General features: G+C 68.2%; 18 protein-coding genes and 1 pseudogene. 6 read left to right on the top strand and 13 right to left on the bottom strand.

What is annotated here, in order from left to right:
* Nucleotides 1-87: 87 nt before the first annotated feature.
* The 8 genes from ACZZ93_RS10355 to ACZZ93_RS10320 form a co-directional block, all read right to left on the bottom strand.
* Entirely contained in the window at nucleotides 88-855 is a 768-nt protein-coding gene (locus tag ACZZ93_RS10355; RefSeq protein ID WP_053098370.1) for an ABC transporter permease, read from the bottom strand.
* Nucleotides 852-1,637: an ABC transporter ATP-binding protein gene (locus tag ACZZ93_RS10350; RefSeq protein WP_285363639.1), complete on the bottom strand. Its 786-nt coding sequence runs from the start codon at nucleotides 1,635-1,637 to the stop codon at nucleotides 852-854. Before ACZZ93_RS10350 ends, ACZZ93_RS10355 begins: the two co-directional genes overlap by 4 nt.
* On the bottom strand, nucleotides 1,634-2,005 hold the full coding sequence (locus ACZZ93_RS10345) for a DUF1048 domain-containing protein (RefSeq protein ID WP_053098372.1): 372 nt from the start codon (nucleotides 2,003-2,005) through the stop codon (nucleotides 1,634-1,636). Before ACZZ93_RS10345 ends, ACZZ93_RS10350 begins: the two co-directional genes overlap by 4 nt.
* Before the next feature lies 1 nt (nucleotide 2,006).
* Complete coding sequence (locus ACZZ93_RS10340; RefSeq protein WP_285363640.1) at nucleotides 2,007-2,357, bottom strand: PadR family transcriptional regulator; 351 nt, start codon at nucleotides 2,355-2,357, stop codon at nucleotides 2,007-2,009.
* A 205-nt stretch (nucleotides 2,358-2,562) separates the two neighbouring features.
* A complete protein-coding gene (locus ACZZ93_RS10335; protein ID WP_072590469.1) occupies nucleotides 2,563-3,879 on the bottom strand; it encodes a threonine/serine exporter family protein in 1,317 nt (438 codons plus the stop codon).
* 17 nt (nucleotides 3,880-3,896) lie between these two features.
* The gene (locus ACZZ93_RS10330; RefSeq protein ID WP_463511040.1) at nucleotides 3,897-5,252 is read right to left on the bottom strand and encodes an anaerobic C4-dicarboxylate transporter family protein; all 1,356 of its coding nucleotides are present in this window, start codon (nucleotides 5,250-5,252) and stop codon (nucleotides 3,897-3,899) included.
* The gene (locus ACZZ93_RS10325; protein WP_463511039.1) at nucleotides 5,249-5,989 is read right to left on the bottom strand and encodes a Type 1 glutamine amidotransferase-like domain-containing protein; all 741 of its coding nucleotides are present in this window, start codon (nucleotides 5,987-5,989) and stop codon (nucleotides 5,249-5,251) included. The genes ACZZ93_RS10330 and ACZZ93_RS10325 overlap by 4 nt, the downstream gene beginning before the upstream one ends.
* Nucleotides 5,990-6,085: 96 nt before the next feature.
* Nucleotides 6,086-6,817, bottom strand: coding sequence for an SGNH/GDSL hydrolase family protein (locus ACZZ93_RS10320; RefSeq protein WP_187249075.1), 732 nt, complete (start codon nucleotides 6,815-6,817; stop codon nucleotides 6,086-6,088).
* A 41-nt stretch (nucleotides 6,818-6,858) separates the two neighbouring features.
* Between ACZZ93_RS10320 and ACZZ93_RS10315 the strand changes: the two genes are divergently transcribed.
* Complete coding sequence (locus ACZZ93_RS10315; RefSeq protein WP_053098376.1) at nucleotides 6,859-7,392, top strand: hypothetical protein; 534 nt, start codon at nucleotides 6,859-6,861, stop codon at nucleotides 7,390-7,392.
* A gap of 12 nt (nucleotides 7,393-7,404) precedes the next feature.
* On the opposite strand, the gene ACZZ93_RS10310 is transcribed toward ACZZ93_RS10315, so the two are convergent.
* The 4 genes from ACZZ93_RS10310 to ACZZ93_RS10295 form a co-directional block, all read right to left on the bottom strand.
* On the bottom strand, nucleotides 7,405-8,406 hold the full coding sequence (locus tag ACZZ93_RS10310) for a magnesium and cobalt transport protein CorA (RefSeq protein WP_053098377.1): 1,002 nt from the start codon (nucleotides 8,404-8,406) through the stop codon (nucleotides 7,405-7,407).
* Between the two features lie 334 nt (nucleotides 8,407-8,740).
* A complete protein-coding gene (locus ACZZ93_RS10305; RefSeq protein WP_463511038.1) occupies nucleotides 8,741-9,583 on the bottom strand; it encodes an SDR family NAD(P)-dependent oxidoreductase in 843 nt (280 codons plus the stop codon).
* A complete protein-coding gene (locus ACZZ93_RS10300) occupies nucleotides 9,580-9,996 on the bottom strand; it encodes a hypothetical protein (protein WP_463511037.1) in 417 nt (138 codons plus the stop codon). The genes ACZZ93_RS10305 and ACZZ93_RS10300 overlap by 4 nt, the downstream gene beginning before the upstream one ends.
* A gap of 304 nt (nucleotides 9,997-10,300) precedes the next feature.
* Entirely contained in the window at nucleotides 10,301-11,224 is a 924-nt protein-coding gene (locus ACZZ93_RS10295; RefSeq protein WP_463511036.1) for a hypothetical protein, read from the bottom strand.
* Nucleotides 11,225-11,314: 90 nt separating this feature from the next.
* On the opposite strand from ACZZ93_RS10295, the pseudogene ACZZ93_RS10290 reads away from it, so the two are divergent.
* From ACZZ93_RS10290 to ACZZ93_RS10280, 3 genes and pseudogenes are all read left to right on the top strand, one after another.
* Nucleotides 11,315-12,055, top strand: a pseudogene (locus ACZZ93_RS10290) (alpha/beta fold hydrolase); the annotation flags it as partial.
* Nucleotides 12,056-12,108: 53 nt separating this feature from the next.
* Nucleotides 12,109-12,237, top strand: coding sequence for a hypothetical protein (locus tag ACZZ93_RS10285; protein WP_463511035.1), 129 nt, complete (start codon nucleotides 12,109-12,111; stop codon nucleotides 12,235-12,237).
* Nucleotides 12,234-13,334, top strand: coding sequence for a M20 family metallopeptidase (locus ACZZ93_RS10280; RefSeq protein ID WP_463511034.1), 1,101 nt, complete (start codon nucleotides 12,234-12,236; stop codon nucleotides 13,332-13,334). The genes ACZZ93_RS10285 and ACZZ93_RS10280 overlap by 4 nt, the downstream gene beginning before the upstream one ends.
* 288 nt (nucleotides 13,335-13,622) lie before the next feature.
* Here the strand turns inward: ACZZ93_RS10280 and ACZZ93_RS10275 are convergent, their stop codons facing one another.
* A complete protein-coding gene (locus ACZZ93_RS10275) occupies nucleotides 13,623-14,339 on the bottom strand; it encodes a TetR/AcrR family transcriptional regulator (protein WP_187249070.1) in 717 nt (238 codons plus the stop codon).
* 167 nt (nucleotides 14,340-14,506) lie between these two features.
* Between ACZZ93_RS10275 and ACZZ93_RS10270 the strand changes: the two genes are divergently transcribed.
* Entirely contained in the window at nucleotides 14,507-16,336 is a 1,830-nt protein-coding gene (locus ACZZ93_RS10270; RefSeq protein WP_463511033.1) for a S9 family peptidase, read from the top strand.
* A 130-nt stretch (nucleotides 16,337-16,466) separates the two neighbouring features.
* Complete coding sequence (locus ACZZ93_RS10265) at nucleotides 16,467-18,167, top strand: ABC transporter substrate-binding protein (protein WP_187249068.1); 1,701 nt, start codon at nucleotides 16,467-16,469, stop codon at nucleotides 18,165-18,167.
* Nucleotide 18,168: the final 1 nt, after the last annotated feature.

Here is an 18,168-nt window from a genome sequence, read left to right as displayed (position 1 = left end):
CTCCCGCATGAGGCCGACGCCGAGCGCGGCGAAACGCTCCGGCCGGGCGCGGGGCCCGGACGGAGCGTTCCGTCTCACTGCAGACGTTCAACTGACCTTCTTGCGGTACGAGATGATCGCGAACACGTAGGCGACGACCAGGATGCCGACGCACCAGGCGAGAGCGACCCAGATGTCGGTGCCGACCGGCTGCTCGGCGAACAGCGCCTGGATGGTGTCGACGATCGAGGTGACCGGCTGGTTCTCGGCGAACCACTGCACCGGACCCGGCATCGTGTCGGTCGGCACGAAGGCCGAGCTGATGAACGGCAGGAAGATCAGCGGATACGAGAACGCGCTCGCCCCGTCGACCGTCTTGGCGTTGAGCCCCGCGATGATCGCGAGCCACGTGAGCGCCAGGGTGAACAGCATCAGGATGCCGATGACGGCGAGCCAGGCCCAGACACTCGCCCCGGTGCGGAATCCCATCACGAACCCGACCGCGAAGATGATCGCCAGGGTGATGGCGTTCGCGGTGAGTGATGTGAGCACGTGCGCCCACAGCACGCTCGATCGGGCGATCGGCATGGAGTGGAAGCGCTCGAAGATGCCGCTCTGCATGTCGGTGAAGAGCCGGAACGCCGTGTAGGCGATGCCGGACGCGATCGCGATCAGCAGGATGCCCGGAAGCAGATAGTTCACGTAATTGTCGACCCCGGTGCTCGTCTGCAGAGCCCCGCCGAAGACGTAGACGAACAGCAGCATCAGGGCGATCGGGGTGACCGCCGTCGTGATGATCGTGTCGGGGCTGCGGAAGATGTGCCGCATCGAGCGGCCGGTGAGTGTCGCCGTATCGGCGGCGAAGTGCGTGCTCATGCTGCGTTCTCCTTTCCGGTGGTCGAACCCGACTTCGGTCCGATGAGAGTGAGGAAGATCTCCTCGAGGGTGGGCTGCTTCTCGACGTACTCGACCTTCGCCGCGGGCAGCAGCCGCTTGAGGTCGGCGAGGGTGCCGTTGGCGATGATCCGACCCTCGTGCAGGATCGCGATGCGGTCGGCCAGCTGCTCGGCCTCATCGAGGTACTGCGTGGTGAGCAGCACGGTGGTGCCGGTGTTCGCGAGCTTCTTCACCACGTCCCACACCTCGATGCGGGCCTCGGGGTCGAGACCGGTGGTCGGCTCGTCGAGGTAGATCACCTCGGGATTCCCGACGAGGCTCATCGCGATGTCGAGTCGGCGGCGCATACCGCCGGAGTAGGTGCCGACCTTGCGGCCCCCGGCATCCGTCAGCCGGAACGTCGCGAGCAGTTCGTCGGCCACCGTTCCGGGGTCGTGCAGGTGGCGCAGCTGGGCGACGAGCACGAGGTTCTCGCGTCCGGTGAGGATCTCGTCCACTGCGGCGAATTGCCCGGTGAGGCTGATGCGCTGACGCACGCCGAGCGGGTCGGCGGCCACGTCGATCCCCTGCACGGTGGCTGCGCCGGCATCCGACTTCAGCAGCGTCGAGAGGATGCGGACCATCGTCGTCTTGCCGGCGCCGTTCGAGCCGAGGAGGGCGAAGATCGTCCCTTTCTCGACCTCGAAGTCGACGCCTCGCAGCACGTGGAGGTCCTTGTAGGACTTCTCGATGCCGCGAACGGCGATCGCTGGTGCGTTCATGATCGTGACTCCTTCTTCTTCGCGTCGTCGACCGCCGTGACGAGGCGGGCGCGCTCCTTGTCGATCCAGTGGGTTCCGCCGTACGCCTCGGCGTAGGTCTCGGCGAACGAGACGGGGTCGTCGCCGACGATGTCGTCGATCGGGGTGCCGTCTATGGCGGCGCGCTCCCACAGATCGGCGAGGTCGAGGAAGATCTGCACGAGGATGTCGCCGTCGGTGATGCCCCCGTAGTACATCGTGTAGCGGTGCTGGGCGTTGGCGACCGTGCGATACGGCTCGGGGAGGGCGTCGATGCGCTTCTTCGCATCGCGGTACTGCTTCTTCTGCTCGAGCGATCCGGTGAGCGCTTCGATCCACTTGGCGGCCATGTCAGTTCTCCTTGTTGTTCGTGTTCGTGCTGTTCGTGTTCAGCTGTTCGATGTGCTCGGAGAGAAAGCTCCACGTCTTCCAGAACTCCTCGAGCTCCTGCGTGCCTGCGGCGTTCAGGGAGTACACCTTGCGGGGCGGTCCCTTCTCGCTCGGCACCTTCTCGACGTCGACGAGCTTCTTCTGCTCGACGCGCACCAGCAGTGCGTAGATCGTGCCCTCGGCGATGTCGGTGAATCCGTGGTCGCGCACGCGGCTGGTGATCTCGTAGCCGTAAGCCGGCTGCTCGGCGAGGAGTGCCAGGACGATGCCCTCGAGTGTGCCCTTGAGCATCTCGGTCATCTGCTTGCCCATGAGAGCCTCCTTTCGTTGGTTCGGTACTCAGTGTTGCTGGGTACCGGTACAAAGTAACACTGAGTACCGGTACTTAGCAACACCGAATACTGAACTTTCTCGGAAGCCTCCCGGTGGCCGCGTTGACGGTCGCGCTTCGTGCTGCGCGGGCTGCTGCCGCCCGGGTGGCTGAGCGATCCGCGGGCGGGCTGAGCGCGAGCGCGGCTCAGTCGCGAGCGCGCCGCCAGGGCAGCAGCCGGTCGAGGAACCGCCGCGGCGCCTCGGACACCACCGTGGGCGGAGCGACGGCGAACTGCACGATCTCCTCGGCCCCGTGGTGCACCACCCGATACAGCGCGGTGCCGATGAGCACTCCGAGCGCGATCGACATGATCGACAGCAGCGCCGCCATGAAGTCGGCGAGGCCGCTGTCGGTGGCGACGGCCTCGGTGAGTCCGACGAGTCCCGCAGCGCCCGGGACGAGCAGCCAGAACGCGGGAAGGAACGTGATCTGCGCCGGGACGCCGCGGCGCAGCGAGGCGATCCAGAACACCACGAGTGCCATCGCCACGGCCCCGACGAATCCGCCCAGGGTCGCGCCGAGCAGCGCGGTGCCGACCCACTGTCCGATGTACGCCACGACGAGCGCCAGCAGCACCCACCCGAATGTCGAGGTGGGGGCCGAGAAGTGCAGATAGTTGCCGAGCGCGAACACCAGGATGCCGATCAGCGCGACCCACCACGGTAGGAAGGATGCCGCCTCGAGCGGCTCGTAGGAGCGCGATTCGACACCCACGACGGTGCCTGCCGCCAGGATGCCGAATGCCAGCAGGGCGAGCTGCACGAAGCCGTAGATCAGACGCGAGGCGCCCGAGATCATCTGCCCCGCCGCGAGCTCGACGGTCGCGGTCGTCAGCACGCCTCCGGGCAGGAAGGTGACCAGCGGGGCGATGAGCAGCCGGATCGGATCGCCGATCTCGATGACCTCCGCGAGCAGGAACACCGCGGCGGCGCACACGAACGCCGCGGCGATCGGCATCACGAGCTGCAGGGTGGGCGAGCGCACGAGCTTGAGCAGCCCGATGCCCGCACCCAGTACGAAGGCGACGATCGCGCCCTGCCAGGTGGGGGCGAGCAGCAGCGCCAAGCCGGTCGTCAGCACGGCATGCCCGAACGTGCGGGTGACCCAGCCCAGCCGTGGACGCATCGCCCCGATCTCGTTCAGGCGACGGATGCCGTCGAGCGGCGACACCGAGGCGGTGCGCGCCTGCGCGATCAGCTCGTACAGTGCCGCGATCTGGTCGAAGCGGAACGAGGCATTGGTCGCCGACCGGATCGCGACTCGCGACTCCTCGTCGTCGCCGGTCTCCACCAGGATGATGGTCGGCAGCACGACGAAGTCGGTGTCGTCGCCGCCATAGGCCTCGACGACCTCTGTCATCGTGTCGCGGATGCGGTCGACCGACTCGGCCGAGGCGTTCATGCCCTGCGCCACTCCCAGAAGGAACTGGCGCAGGGCCGAGCGGTCGAGCACGTCCGGCATGTCAGCGCGCGCTCACGTCACGAGAACAGGAACGACAGGGTCACGCCGACGACGATCGCGACGCCGATGTAGACGAGGTTGGGCAGCTGGAACGAGTGGTCGAAGACGAACCTGCCCATCTTCGTCGTGCCGGTCTGGTCGAATGCGACGGTGGCGACCTGACTGCCGTTGGCCGGCAGCGTGTAGATGCCCATGGTCGACGGCCACAGCCCGACGAGCAGCGGTGCGGGCAGCCCGATGGTGATGCCGATCGGGACGATCGCGTTGGTCGCGCTCGATTGGCTCGTGGTCAGCATCGCGACAGCGAACAGCGCGAGGGCGAACAGCAGTGCTCCGAGGAACGCCGACGATCCCGACACCACCGAGCCGAGGCCGTCGACGATCAGCGTCTGGTTGGCGGCGACGAAGGTGTTGGCGAGCCACGCGATGCCGAACAGGGCGATCGCGCCGACGATGCCGGCGGGGAACGTCGGCTGCTTCGGCACATCCGCGGCCTTGACCTTGCAGAACACGAAGATGAGAGCGGCGATGACACCCATCACGACCTCGATGATCACGGTCACGCTCAGACGCACCGGGTCGCCGGCGTCGTCGGTGCCGATCACGGGGCGCAGCCCCTCGAAGAGCCCGAAGAGCACGATGACGCCGACGCCGATCAGGAAGAGCGTGGCAGACAGCACTGCGGTGCGCGGAAGCCTGCTGTCGTGCGCGTCGACCGTGGGTGGCTGGATCTGGTGGCTCTCGAGGCGCCGCTGGAACTCGGGGTCGTCTTCGAGGTCCTTGCCGTGGCGCATCATGACGAGCGCGGCGACGAAGAGCCCGGCGATCGACGCGGGCCACATGATCAGCAGCAGTCCGCCGAGATCGACTCCCTGCGGCGCGAGGAGCACCACCATCGACGCGGTCGCCGCCGAGACGGGGGAGCAGAGGATGCCGACCTGCGACGCGACCGCCGAGACGGAGAGCGCTCGTTCGGGGCGGATCTTCTGCTGGTACGACACGTCGTAGATCACGGGCAGCAGCGGGTAGAAGATGTTGCCCGTGCCGGCGCCGACGGTGAAGAGGAACGACATCGCCGGGGCGAGGAAGACCACGGACTTCGGCTTGCGTCTGATCACCTTGGCGGCGATAGACACCATCCAGTCGATGCCGCCGGCCGCCTGCATGGTGGATGCGGCCGTGATCACCGTGATCACGATGAAGACGGCATCCACCGGGGCGTTGCCGGGAGCCTCTCTGAACACGAAGATGAGCACGGCGACGCCGACGAGTCCCCACACGCCCAGGCCGATCCCGCTGGTGCGGGTGCCCATGTAGATCGCGAGGATGACGACGATCAGTTGGGCGATCAGGATCCACACGTTGTCGTTCACGTCGACGGCCCCTTCGTGATCGGGGCGGATGCCGTGAGGATCTCGGTCGTGAGCTCGGTCTCGACGATCCTGCCGCCGATCGCCTCGACGCGCAGCGCGAGCGGGTTCTCGACCGGGCTGATCGCCGTGACGAAGTCGGAGTTCTCGAAGTGCAGCGACTGCAGGTTGCCGACCGCGTATCCGGTCGCGAGCTCACCGCTGAGCAGCGACGCGTGGAAGAGCGGTCGCCGCTGATCCTCGGCGTCGTAGTGCGGACAGAAGCTGCCGTGCAGGAATCCGAGCCCCTCGGGCAGCACCTGCAGGGTCGGACCGTAGCTGTCGGTCGTGCCGCCCTCGAACCAGCAGATGCCGCCGGCGCTGCCTCCGGTGAACACGACGTTCGAGTTCGGGTCCTCCCACATCTCGCGCATGATCTCGTCGAGGCCCTGGCGTTTCCAGACGTCGAGCATGTTCGCGGTGTTGCCGCCGCCGACATGGATGACGTCGAACCCCTTCACGAAACCGGCGAGGTCGTCGACCGATCGGTGGAAGAGGGGCAGATGATGCGGTGCGCAGCGGTCCGAGTCGTACGTCGCGTAGAAGCTCACGATGTATGCCGCGTCATCGCCCGTCGCCGTGCCGACGAACAGCACTCGAGGTCTCTCCTTGCGGGTGAGCCCGAGGATGTAGTCGTGCGTCGGATCGTTCCGCCGCTCCATCATGGCCTTGCCTGCGCCCGTCGCCACCACATGAGACACGTCGCCACCCCCGCTGTCGTCTGCGAATGCGCTCAGCGTATTGGGGTTCGGGGCGCTGCGGGGGGTGATCTCACCCGGGCGGGGCGACCGCCGCGATCAGCCGTTCAGGCGCGCCATCGCGACCTGCGCCTCGAGCAGCGGCAGGGTGCGATCGGCGTCGGGCTGCGGGCAGATGTCGAGGGCGTTCGCGAGTTCGAGAGCCAGCGCGGCGTGACCGGCGGCGTTCGGATGGAACGGGTCGCCCATCAGCCCCCACGGAACACCGCCGTTGCCCAGCTCGGTGAAGCGCGCGTGCTGGTCGACGAGGATCACGTCCTCGGATGCCGCGACGGTGCGCACGGCATCCGCGAACTCCGCGATCCGGGCGCGTTCGGGCGCGTTCGCCGTGTCGATGGTCGGCGGGGTCTGCAGCACGGGGATGGCCCCCAGCGCCCTGACCCGCGCGACGAACTCGCGCAGTGAGCTGGCGTAGTCGTCGGCTCCGATGACGACACGGGGCCCGCCGTCGGAGGCATCGTTCGTGCCGATCATCAGCGTCACGAGATCGGGTCGCCATGACGCGACGCGGCGGTCCCAGTCGTCGAGGATGTCGATGATCCGGTTGCCGCTGATCGCGGTGTTGATCACGATGTCGCGCACACGCCCGAGCTCGCCGCGGATCAGCTCGTGCAGATGTTCGGAGTAGCTGCGCCCGCCCTGCGTGTGCAGCAGGCCGTGCGTGATGGAGTCTCCGGTGATGACCCAGTTCAGCGGCTCGGCTCCCGCGAGGGAGGCCGCGATGCGGCGGAGGTCGGATGCGGCGGAGGCAGCGGAGTCAGCATTCGGCACGCCCTAGAGCCTAGCGGCGGCGAGAGTGGAAGACTGGTGCCATGTCCTCCCCACTGCTCGACACTCTCCTCGCCCGCATCGTCGACAGCGGACTGCTCGATGATCCGGTCGCCGAGAACGGTCTCGTCTACGGGCGGGCCACCATCGATGCCGCCGGCGCGGTCGTCACCGTCAACGTCGACCCCGAGCTGGAGGACGACGAGGAGACCCTCGACGACGACGCGCTGATCGCGGCGATCACCCGCATCCTGTCGGTGTCCGAGACCCGGTGGCGGGCGGTGATCGACGAGGTCGCCGACGACATCGACGAGGCCGTCGACGACGAGCCGGTGATCGAGCAGGTCGACCTGCGCGACGACCTCGAAGCCACCTCGGTGGTGGTGTTCGCCGATGCCGTGCTGATCGCCTTCGATGCGCCGAAGCAGTTCCCGGACTCGCGGATCCTGGTGCAGCTCGACGACGACCTCGAAGTCGCGAACATCGAGGTGCGCGACCGGGATGCCGCTGACGTCGAGGTCCTGGAGTTCGACGATCTCGACGAGCTGCTCGACAGGCTCAGCGGCGACGACCGCTGAGCCCGCCGGGGGTCACAGCCACTTCTTGTACTTGAACACCCCGTAGAGGGCGACCGCGAAGGCGGCCATCGCGCCGATCGCCATCGGATAGCCGTGCGCCCAGTGCAGCTCGGGCATGACGTCGAAGTTCATGCCGTAGACCGTGCCGACGAGGGTGGGCGCGAAGATGATCGCCGCCCACGACGAGATCTTCTTGATCTCGTCGTTCTGGGCGAGGCTCGCATCCGACTGCCGGCGTGCGACGAGAGCCGACTGCACCGTGAGGGCGTTCTCGAGGATCGCGCGGAACGAGTCGACCCGCTCGTTCACGCGGATGACGTGGTCGAGCACGTCGCGGAGTGAGCGCTGCAGCTCTTCATCGATGCGGTACTTCTCGGATCCGCGGCGCAACCATTCCAGCATCCCGGCGAGGGGGTGCACCGCGCGCTGGAAGTTGATGACCTCGCGCGAGAGCTCGTAGATGCGCCGCGAGAGGGCGTCGTCGTCGCTGTCGCCGAAGAGCTGGTCCTCGATCTCGTCGATGTCGTTCAGCAGGCCCGTGACGATGGGCTCATAGCCGTCGACGACCTCGTCGAGGATCGCGTAGAACACGGCCTCGGGGCCCATCGCGAGCAGGTCGGGGTGCGCCTCCATGCGACGACGCACGCCCACGAGGTCGGGCGACTCGGCGTGCCGGATGGTCACCACGAAGTCGGGGCCGACGAACAGGTGCAGCTCGCCGAACTCGATCGACTCCTGCTCGTCGCGATAACGGGCGGGGCGCAGCACGGCGAAGAGCGTGTCACCGTAGCGCTCGACCTTCGACCGCTGGTGACCCGAGAGGGCATCCTCGACGGCGAGCGGATGCAGGTCGAACTCGCGCGCGACCGAGGCGACCTCCTGAGGGCTCGGGCGGTAGAGGCCGATCCAGGCGATGCCGCCGTGGGCATCGAGCGACCGGTAGGTCTCGTCGAGGTTCTTCGGGGTCTCCACGCGACGTCCGTGGACGTACACGCCGTTGTCGATGAGGGCCATGGCTGGCTCCGTTCTCGCAGGCGCACGCCGGGTCAGAGGGGCGTGCGCAGTATTCGTCAGGGGGCGGAAGACGCCGCCGACGGCTGCGGAGCAGGACGTGCAGGTGCGGAGCCGGAGCTCAACGCACGGATGCCGTCAGACGCGACGCAACGAAGGCGGCGTCGCAACTATCACCGGACATCGCCATCACCGCCTCTCGCGCTCTGAAGGGGTCATGTGACCCGGTGTGCCAGCATACTCCTGCCTGCTGGGGGTCGATCCACCGGTCCGGCTGCGTCCGCTCGTGGTTCCGGTCGCAACACAGCGGGGCGAACGGCCGGCGATCAGGATGCGGTCAGGCGGCGTCGATCCCGACGAGTTCGGCGCTCTTCTGCCACAGGGCCTCGGCCAGTGCGGCATCCTCGATCATCGGGTTCACCCGCCGGGTCAGAACGCGCTCGTCGTAATACTCGCCCGAGATCCAGGTGTCATCCGGGGTGCCTTCGACGAACCAGCTGAGCGTGCTGCCGCCCTTCTCGCTGCTGATGAGCAGCAGGCGCTTGAGCGGGGTGCGGTAGACGAACCGCATGAGCGTGTTCGAGTCCGAGGCGAAGTTGGTCTGCACGGTGCCGGGGTGGAAGGCGACCGAGCTGAGTCCCTCGCCGTGGAACTTCGTGTGCAGGCTCTTCGTGAACAGCACGTTCGCGAGCTTCGCATCGCCGTAGGCGCGGTTCGCGCTGAAGTCCTTGCGGTTGTCGAGGTCGTCGATGTCGAGCTTGGCGAACAGCCGGTGCGCGACGCTCGAGGTGTTGATGATCGCCGCGCGACCGGTGCGCAGCTGCGGCAGCAGCAGGTTCGTCAGCAGGAACGGCGCCAGGTGATTGACCTGCAGCGTCTTCTCGAAGCCGTCGACCGTCGGGGTCTGATCGCCGAAGATGCCGCCGGCGTTGTTCGCGAGCGCGTCGATGCCGCCGTCGCCCACGGCATCCGCGATCTTCGTCGCGAGTTCGCGCACGTCGTCGAGTCGCGCGAAGTCGGCGGTGAACCACTCGGCCCCGGTGTCCGCGGCGACAGCGCGTGTCTTCTCGACCGATCGTCCGACGACGATGAGTCGGTGGCCGGATGCCGCGAGCTGGCGTGCCGATGCCGCACCGATCCCGTCGGATGCGCCGGTGAGGACCACCGTCTTCGGGGTCACGACGTCGGCTCCGCCGCGCCGCGGCTGCGCCCGACGTACACGGTGTTGGACGACGTCCCCCCGGTGACCGCGTTCGCGAAGTCGACCACGTGGGCGACGGCGTCGTCGAACACGGCACGCATCTCGTCCATGAAGGCATCGTCGGGCGGATCATCCGACCACAGTGCGAAGACGCCACCGGAGGCGAGGTGCCGGTCGAGTGCGCGCAGGCCGGCCGCGGTATAGAGGTCGGCGTGCGTGGGGTCGAGCTGGTGGCGCGGCGAGTGGTCGACATCGAGCAGGATCGCGGAGTAGCCGCGGTGGTCCTCCGGGGCGCTGCGCGGACCACGGCGAAGAAGTCGTCCTCGACCAGGCTCGTGCGCGGGTCGTCGACGAGTTCCGCCGACACGGGCAGCAGCTTCCGTCGGTGCCATCCGATCACCGCGTCGAGCCGGTCTACCGCGGTGAGCGACGCCACCCGGTCGTCGCGCAGCGCCGCGACCGCCGTGTATCCGAGACCCAGGCCGCCGACCAGCACAGAGAGGTCATCGCCGGCGACAGCGGCCAGGCCGAGATTCGAGAGCTCCTCCTCCGCAACCGTGAACAGGCTCGACATCAGGTATTCGTCACCGAGCTTGACCTCGTAGATCTCCTGGCCGACAGCGGGTTCGGTGCGGCGACGCAGCGTCAGCTCGCCGATCGGGGTCTCCTGCCAGTCGAGCTCTTCGAATCTCGTGATCATCGGGGATTCTCGCCATCGTCGTTCGTGTTCGCGCGCAGGGGTGCAGACGCGTCAGTCCGGGCCGGGGAGTCGGGAGCCGTCGTCGGCGACGGCAGCCGGATCTTCTCGGGCTCCGGATCCGAGACGGCCCCGGCGCGGGCGGGTGTCGTCGATGCCGCGGTGCTCGCGCTCTCGGCCGGGGTCGACGGATGTGCGGGGAGCTCGCGTGCGACCTGCTTCTCGAGCACCTGCACGGCCTCGTCGCTCAGCAGGATCAGGCCCTCGAGCTCGTCGCGCACTCGTCGGTAGGCGACGTTGCGCTCGGCCTGGGTGGCTGACTCGTCGACGGCGACCTTGAGCAGCTGCTGCGCGCGGTCGAGGCGCTTGCGCTCGGGTTCGGTGAAGGTCGAGTCGCGCAGCCGCCGGGCATCCTTCTCGGCGATCTCGAATGCGACGGCGTACGCGCCGACGGCGTCGAGGTACTCCGACACCTGCTGCTCCGTCACGGCTGCGTCAGCGGAGAGCGGGCGCAGCGCATCCGCCGTCCTCTTGGCCCGCAGGAACGCCGCGACCAGAGGCTGGCGTCCGTCGCTCATGGCGGGGAAGGCGATGAGCTTCGCGACGTCGAGCTCGTAGTCGAGCCACCGCGCGGTGATCTCGTCGTGCTCGGAGAAGAGCCGCTCGAGCAGGGTGTTCGGTGCGACGGAAGCACGAGTGTCGACGAACGCCGGTCCCGCCTGCCTCGCCCTTCCGGTGCGGGCTTCGAGCTGAGCCGTCTTGATCTCGGCCTTCAGTCGCAGGGTCTCGATGCGACGTTCGTGGCGACGCTTCGAGTTGCGCTCCCACGCCTTCGCGGCGCCGCCGGCCATGCCCATGATGGGGAAGACGAGCCACCAGTAGTGCCCCGCGAAGTTCCAGAAGCCCTGGATGAACTCGTCCATGATGCCCTCAGCCTACTTCTCGGGCTGTGTGGCGGTGTGGGTATCGGCGGCGAACATCTCTTCCCAAATTCTTGGTCATTGCTATAGTCAATGCAATTGACTTGTGCAGTGAGTTCCGAGAGTTGGACGAAGATGACCCATTCCCGCACGCCGACATCCGTCGCGGTGGACTGCGACGGCATCCGGATCGCCGCCGACATCCGCGGCACCGGCCCGGCCGTCCTGCTGCTGCACGGGTACCCCGAGACGAAGGTGATGTGGGATGCCGTCGCCGGCGCGCTCGCCGACGATCACACCGTCGTCGCGGCTGACCTGCGCGGCTATGGGGACTCGGCCAAGCCGCGCGGTGCCTCGTACGCCAAGCGCGACATGGCCCACGACCAGCTCGCCCTCATGCGCGAGCTCGGTCACGAGCGGTTCGCGGTTGTCGGGCACGACAGGGGAGCGCGCGTCGGACACCGACTGGCCCTCGATCATCCGGATGCCGTCACCTCCTTGGCCGTGCTCGACATCGTCCCCACGCTGCACATGTTCGAGAACGTCGACCGAGAGATGGCGACGGCATACTTCCACTGGTTCTTCCTCGCCCGCTCGGACGGTCTGCCCGAGGCCCTGATCGCCGCGGAGCGCGAGACCTGGCTGCGCAGCCGCTTCACCGGCCGGCGGCATGACGGCGATGCGCTGCCCGAGGCGTTCGACGAGTACCTGCGCTGCTTCGACCTCGACACCGTCTTCGCGAGCGGAGCCGACTATCGCGCCGCCGCCACGGTCGACCTCGACCACGACCGTGCCGATCGGGCGGACGGGCGACGCATCACCTGCCCGGTGCTCGCGCTCTGGGGTGCGCACAGCTATGTCGGCCGCAACTTCGACGTGGTCGAGACGTGGTCGCACTATGCCGAGCAGGTCAGGGAGAACCGATCGAGGCCGACCACTACCTCGCCGAAGAAGCGCCGACGGCCACGACGGCGGCGCTCCGACGCTTCCTCGCCGGCGTGGAGATGGCCTCGTGACCGCCCGCGACCGCGAGACCGAGCGTCTCGCCGAGCTCGTCATGATCGAGACTCCGACGGGGGATGCCGACGGCCTCGCCGCCGCGCAGAACCTCGTGCGCTCGTGGCTCGACCCGGTGCTGGGCGAGACGGGGGTGATCGAGACGGTCGACGGCATCCCGCATCTGCTGTGGCCCGGTGGCGAGACGCCCTCGGTGCTGCTGATCGGACACCTCGACACGGTGTTCCCGGCGGGCACGATCGACGAGCGTCCGTTCCGCCTCGATGGCGACCGCGCCACGGGACCCGGCGTCTTCGACATGAAGGCGGGCATCGTGATCATGGCGGCGGCGCTCGAGAAGGTCGCGCGCCGCGGCGAGATCGCCGTGCTGCTCACGAGCGACGAGGAGGTCGGCTCGACCACCTCGCGTGCGCTGATCGAACGCGAGGCGGCGCGGGCCGGCACGGTGCTGGTGCTCGAGCCCAGCCTCGACGGCGCGCTGAAGATCGCTCGCCGGGGCGGCAGCATCTACCGGCTGGCGATCACCGGTCGTGCGGCGCACGCCGGACTCGAACCGTGGAAGGGCCGCAGCGCCCTCGTCGAGCTCGCCCACCAGGTGCTCGCGCTGCCGCTGCTGGCCGACGACGAGCGGGGAACCACCGTGAGTCCGACCGTCGCGCAGGCGGGAACCGTCACGAACGTCATCCCCGAGCACGCCGAACTGCGCGTCGATGTGCGCGCGTGGACCCTCGATGAGCTCGAACGCGTCGACGAGCGGATGCAGTCGCTCGGCGCCCACACCGAGGACGTCGGCGTCGAGGTGTTCGGCGGCATCAATCGTCCGCCGATGGAGGAGAGCGTGTCGGCGGAACTGCTCGCCTGCGCTCGCCGCGTCGCGGATGCCCTCGGCCACCCCGAGGTCGAGGCGGTCTCGGCCGGGGGTGCGTCGGACGGCAACTTCACCGCGGCCGTCGGCGCCCGCACCCTCGACGGACTCGGTCCCCGGGGCGGCGGGGCGCACGCCGACCACGAATGGGTGTCGATCTCGTCGATGCTCGAACGGGTCGACCTGCTGGCCGGCATGCTCGACGACCTGGTCGGTGCGCGCGAGGGCTGACGCAGCATCCGTTCTGGGTCACGTCGCCGCTTCGGGAGGAGAACTGCGCTTCGGGAGGAGGGTTCCGCCCGGATGCTCCTCCGGAGGACGAGTCCTCCTCCCGGGCGGCGGCTTCCGCATCCGCACGGTCACCCGCGCGTTCAGAAGGAGATCTCCCGATCTGAAGGTCAGATCAGAGCAAGGAGCTCCGTCGTTGCGTGAGATCTCCTTCGCATCGCGCGAGCCCACGACTCGCCACGCGCGAGCCCACTCCTTGCACCGCGGGACCGCCGCGAGAACGGCGCTGAGTCAGGCTCCTGGTGCGTGCCGCTCGATGCTCTCGAGCAGCAGGTCGAGCGCGGTCTCCCAGGCGCGAGGATCCCGGATGCCGGGCAGAGCGTCGCCGGCCCAGACGATCTCGGGGTACTCGGCGGGGTCGAGCCGGCGGTAGTCCATCTGCCAGGTCAGTTCATCGGCATCCTGCACGTCGGCCGGCAGTGCGGTGAGGGCGGCCTGGATGCTGGATGCCGAGCGGATGAGCTGGCCGAGCGCCCGCGCGTAGAGGGCGGACTGCTCGCGGTCGTAGCCGCCGCGGCGCAGAGCGCCGATCGAGAACTCCATCGACGCGAAGTCGGTCGGGCGGCGCAGCGCCATCTGCAGAGCGAACTCGGGATAGCGCATGTAGTGGTCGTGGATCAGGTGCGCCTGGGTGCGGAGGTCGGCGAGCCAGTCGTCGGTCGCCACCATGCCTCCGCTGTACGAGCGGGCACGCAGGGTGTCGATCAAGGCGAGGAGCAGTTCGTCCTTGTCGCGGAAGTGCCGATAGATCGACGTCGGGTGCGCGCCGAGCTCCTCGCCGATCGACTGGAAGGTGAGTCGGTCGAGGCCTTCGCGCTCGACCACGCGATCCGCGGCGGCGACGATGATCTCCCGGCTCAGCGAGTCCCGCGCTCGCCGCGGCCGGGCGGCTGTCTTCGCTGGGGCCTTCGCCTTCGCTGAATCAGCGGCCTTCCGTGTCGTCGCCATCGAGAACTCCGTTCGCAGTCCGCGGCCCTGTCGACCGCGCAGACATCACGGTACCGCACCGCTGTCAGCCAGTCTGTCAGTGGCATCGACAATGCGACAACCCTGGCGGTGCCCGATAGCCACTGTTATAGTCAACGCCATTGGCAACGTGGTCAGAAGGAGTCAGGATGCTCGAGGTCCCCGCAATTCCGTCCGATGAGGTGCTCGACGCACGATTCGCCGTGCCCTACCTCCTCACGGCGCGGCCGGTGCCCGGCGACACAGACCTGGCGCTGCTCGTCGAGAACCACCCCGACGGTGCGCGCGGCCGTGTCTGGCGGGCGCCGTCGGCACCCGGCGACCTGCTGCCCTTCCCCGTGAGCGTCGGAGCGATCCTCACCGCCGACGGCCAGTGGGTGATCGACCTCGACGACGATGGGGGGTCTGAGGTCGGCGGTCTCGTCGCCTTCGCCGTCGACGGCTCCGAGCGCGTCGCCCTCACCCCCGGCTGTGCGCCCTACGTGGTCAGAGGGCTCGAGTCGTCGTGCGACGGCTCGCACCTCGTCGTGACGGTGGTCGACGAAGACGGATTCCACGTGCTCGTGATCCCCGCAGCACCCTGGGGCGAACCACGGGTCGTCTACTCGAACCCGATCGAGGCCTGGTACGGGCAGATCTCGCCGGACGGATCGCTCGTCTCGGTCGATACGACGGCGCACAACCCCGGCATCCGGCGCCCGATGCTCACGGTCGTCGACGGCGCGACCGGCGAGACGGTGGCGACGCTCGACGACCTCCCGGCGGGCCCCGTGCGCGGAGTGCGCTTCGCCGCGGATGCGGGTGATGACCGACTGCTTCTGAACACCGAGCGCAGCGGCTTCTCGCGATCGGCGATCTGGAACGTCCGCACGGGCGAGCGCCAGGACTTCGACCTCCCTGAACTCGCGGGCGAGGTCATCCCGGTCGACTGGCACTCGCCGACCGGCAGGATCCTCGCGGTGCACGTCGAGGACGGCATCCATCGCCTGATCGAGATCCATGAGAGCGACGGGTTGGTGAGGACGGTCCTCGAGGGAGGCAGCTTCGCCGACCCCGACGTCGCCGACCTGCATCCGTTCCAGTGGGCGTCGTACTACGCACCCGACGGCGCGATCCGGGCCGTCCGGTCGTCATGGGACGTGCCACTGCACATCGACGAGGTCTCCGCCGATGGCACCGCGCGTCTGATCGAACCCGCGCCCGCTCCGGCGGGGCATCCGCTCGCCTCGGCGATGGTCGAGAGCGCAGACGGCACCCGCGTGCAGCTCTGGTGGGCGCGACCCGAGGGTGCCGAGCCGCGCGGCACGGTGCTCGAGATCCACGGCGGACCGATGCTCGTGACGGTCGATTCGTACAACCCGTCTGCGCAGGCGTGGCTCGATGCCGGCTTCGCGTACGCCTCGCTCAACTACCGCGGTTCCGTCACCTTCGGTCGGGCGTTCCGCGAGGGATTCTGGGGAGCCGGAGGCGACCGCGAGATCGAGGATGTCGCGGCGGCGATCGCATGGCTGCGCGAGCAGGGGCTCGCCGACCCGGTCTCGACCTTCATCACCGGCGCCTCGTACGGCGGTCACATGACGCTCCTGAGCGTCGGTCGTCTGCCCGACCTCTTCGCCGGCGGGCTCGCGCACGTCGCCGTCGCCGACTGGACGGCCGCGATCGCGGCGATGAATCCGGCGGTGCGATCGGTGTGGAGCTCATGGGTGCCGCCCGAGATGGTCGAGCGCTTCTCGGCGATCTCCTACCTCGATGACGTGACGGCATCCGTCTGGATCAACCAGGGATCCATCGACACCCGAACGCCCATCATCGGGGTGCAGCGCTACGTCGACGAACTGGGCGCGCAGGGCGGCGACGTCGTGCTCGACATCTTCGAGGGCGGGCACGAGCCGACCGGTCTCGAAGCGGCCGGGGTCGACCAGCGGCGCATGCACCAGCTCGCTCTGCGGACGCTCTCGGGAGGGCGCTGGGATCACTGATCTCACCTCTAGTCACGAACATTGACTAAAAGGCTTGCTATCTGTTCTGGGCAGTCCTAGAGTCAGACCACCACAGCACGACAGCACGCCCGAAGTGTCCCTCAGTAGCCCGATCACAGGAGATCCGACCATGTCGAAATCGCCCCTTCGCTCTGTTGCACCCGCCTCCCGTCGCGGCTTCGTCGCCGCTCTCGCCGTCGCCGCGCTCATCGGCTCGCTCACCGCCTGCTCGTCGTCGGGCACCACGCCGGAGCCCAGTGAGGTCGCGGTCGTCGACGGCGGCGAGATCGTGATCGGCGCCGAGCAGGAGCCCGACTGCGCCGACTGGATCGCCACCTGCGGCGGGTCGATCTGGGGCACGTACATCATGCAGATCCCGACGCTGCCCGGTGTCTTCCAGACGCGGCAGGTCGACGACGAATGGGTGCCGGTGCCGTCTGACCTGGTGACCGCCGAGCCCGAGGTCGAGGTCGCGGACGACGGCACCCAGACGATCACCTACTCGATCAATCCCGACGCGGTCTGGTCGGACGGGGAGCCGATCACGTCGGCCGACTTCGAGTACACGGCGCTGCAGATCCGCGACGGCGACGACATCTTCGACAAGACCGGCTACGACCGCATCGCCTCGGTCGACGCGACCGACCCGTCCACCGCGGTCGTCACCCTCAGCTCGCCCTACGCCGGATGGCGCACCCTCTTCAGCGTCTACGGCATCATGCCCGCGCACCTGCTCGAGGGCCAGGACCGCAACGCGCTGATGGCCGACGGCTACGACTTCAGCGGGGGTCCGTGGAAGATCGACGAATGGACGCGCGGCACCTCTGTGACGCTCGTCCCCAACGAGAACTACTGGGGTGAGAAGCCGCACCTCGACAAGGTGACCTTCCTCTTCCTCCCTGACACGACCGCCGCGTTCCAGGCGCTCAAGAGCGGCCAGGTCAGTGCGCTCTACCCCTCGCCGCAGCTCGATGCGCTGAACCAGATCGATGCAGGGCTGCCCGGCATCCAGTCGCAGGTCGATGCCCGCAGCGGCAACCTCGAGGCGATCTGGCTCAACAACTCGGCCGCTCCCTTCGACTCGGTCGCCGTGCGCCAGGCACTCGCCTACTCGATCGACCGCGATGCCATCGTGAAGCGCCTGTTCGGCAGCCTCGGCATCGACGAGGCCCAGCAGAGCTTCAACTCGCCGATGGTCGCACCGTTCGCGGCCGACGACTTCTCGCAGTACTCACTCGACCTCGACAAGGTCGACGAGCTGATGGAGGGCGACGGCTGGGCGAAGGACTCCGACGGCGTCTGGGCGAAGGACGGTGAGACGGCGACGTTCGCGATCAAGACCCTCGCCGGCAACAAGCGCCGCGACCTCACGGTTCAGGTGCTGCAGTCGCAGCTCGCGGATGCCGGATTCGAGATGACCATCGACCAGGTGACGCCCGCGGACCTGTTCGGCACGATCGCCCCGCAGGGCGACTTCCAGGCCGGTATCTGGGCTCTGGTCGACACGTTCCCGGATCCCACTCTCAGCTCGACGTTCTCATCGGTCAACATCCCGAGCGAGGCGAACGGCTTCTCCGGCATCAACTTCTACCGCACCGACATCCCGGGCCTCAACGACCTGCTCGCGCAGGTCGACAGCGAGGTAGACCCGGATGCGCGCATCGCCGCCTCCCACGAGGCCGACGCCCTGATCGCCGAGAACGTGCCGTCACTGCCGCTGGACGCCGTGCCCAACGTGCTCCTGTGGAGCGACACGGTCGGCGGCCCGCTGCAGATCAACCCGGTCGAGGGCCCGTTCTGGAACCTGGCCGAGTGGGGCCTGGCCGGCTGAG

It is taken from the genome of Microbacterium sp. AC026, from assembly GCF_979258475.1.
Note: the sequence above shows the minus strand (reverse complement) of the source record. Positions and strands in the feature narration are given on the sequence as shown.

What these genes read in the sequence shown, in the direction of transcription:
- ACZZ93_RS10270 (WP_463511033.1), top strand. Translation starts at nt 14,507, where the DNA reads ATGCTCGAGGTCCCCGCAATTCCGTCCGATGAGGTGCTCGACGCACGA.
- ACZZ93_RS10315 (WP_053098376.1), top strand. Translation starts at nt 6,859, where the DNA reads ATGTCCTCCCCACTGCTCGACACTCTCCTCGCCCGCATCGTCGACAGC.
- ACZZ93_RS10265 (WP_187249068.1), top strand. Translation starts at nt 16,467, where the DNA reads ATGTCGAAATCGCCCCTTCGCTCTGTTGCACCCGCCTCCCGTCGCGGC.
- ACZZ93_RS10355 (WP_053098370.1), bottom strand. Translation starts at nt 855, where the DNA reads ATGAGCACGCACTTCGCCGCCGATACGGCGACACTCACCGGCCGCTCG.
- ACZZ93_RS10340 (WP_285363640.1), bottom strand. Translation starts at nt 2,357, where the DNA reads ATGGGCAAGCAGATGACCGAGATGCTCAAGGGCACACTCGAGGGCATC.
- ACZZ93_RS10350 (WP_285363639.1), bottom strand. Translation starts at nt 1,637, where the DNA reads ATGAACGCACCAGCGATCGCCGTTCGCGGCATCGAGAAGTCCTACAAG.
- ACZZ93_RS10295 (WP_463511036.1), bottom strand. Translation starts at nt 11,224, where the DNA reads ATGGACGAGTTCATCCAGGGCTTCTGGAACTTCGCGGGGCACTACTGG.
- ACZZ93_RS10300 (WP_463511037.1), bottom strand. Translation starts at nt 9,996, where the DNA reads ATGGCACCGACGGAAGCTGCTGCCCGTGTCGGCGGAACTCGTCGACGA.
- ACZZ93_RS10275 (WP_187249070.1), bottom strand. Translation starts at nt 14,339, where the DNA reads ATGGCGACGACACGGAAGGCCGCTGATTCAGCGAAGGCGAAGGCCCCA.
- ACZZ93_RS10335 (WP_072590469.1), bottom strand. Translation starts at nt 3,879, where the DNA reads ATGCCGGACGTGCTCGACCGCTCGGCCCTGCGCCAGTTCCTTCTGGGA.
- ACZZ93_RS10310 (WP_053098377.1), bottom strand. Translation starts at nt 8,406, where the DNA reads ATGGCCCTCATCGACAACGGCGTGTACGTCCACGGACGTCGCGTGGAG.
- ACZZ93_RS10345 (WP_053098372.1), bottom strand. Translation starts at nt 2,005, where the DNA reads ATGGCCGCCAAGTGGATCGAAGCGCTCACCGGATCGCTCGAGCAGAAG.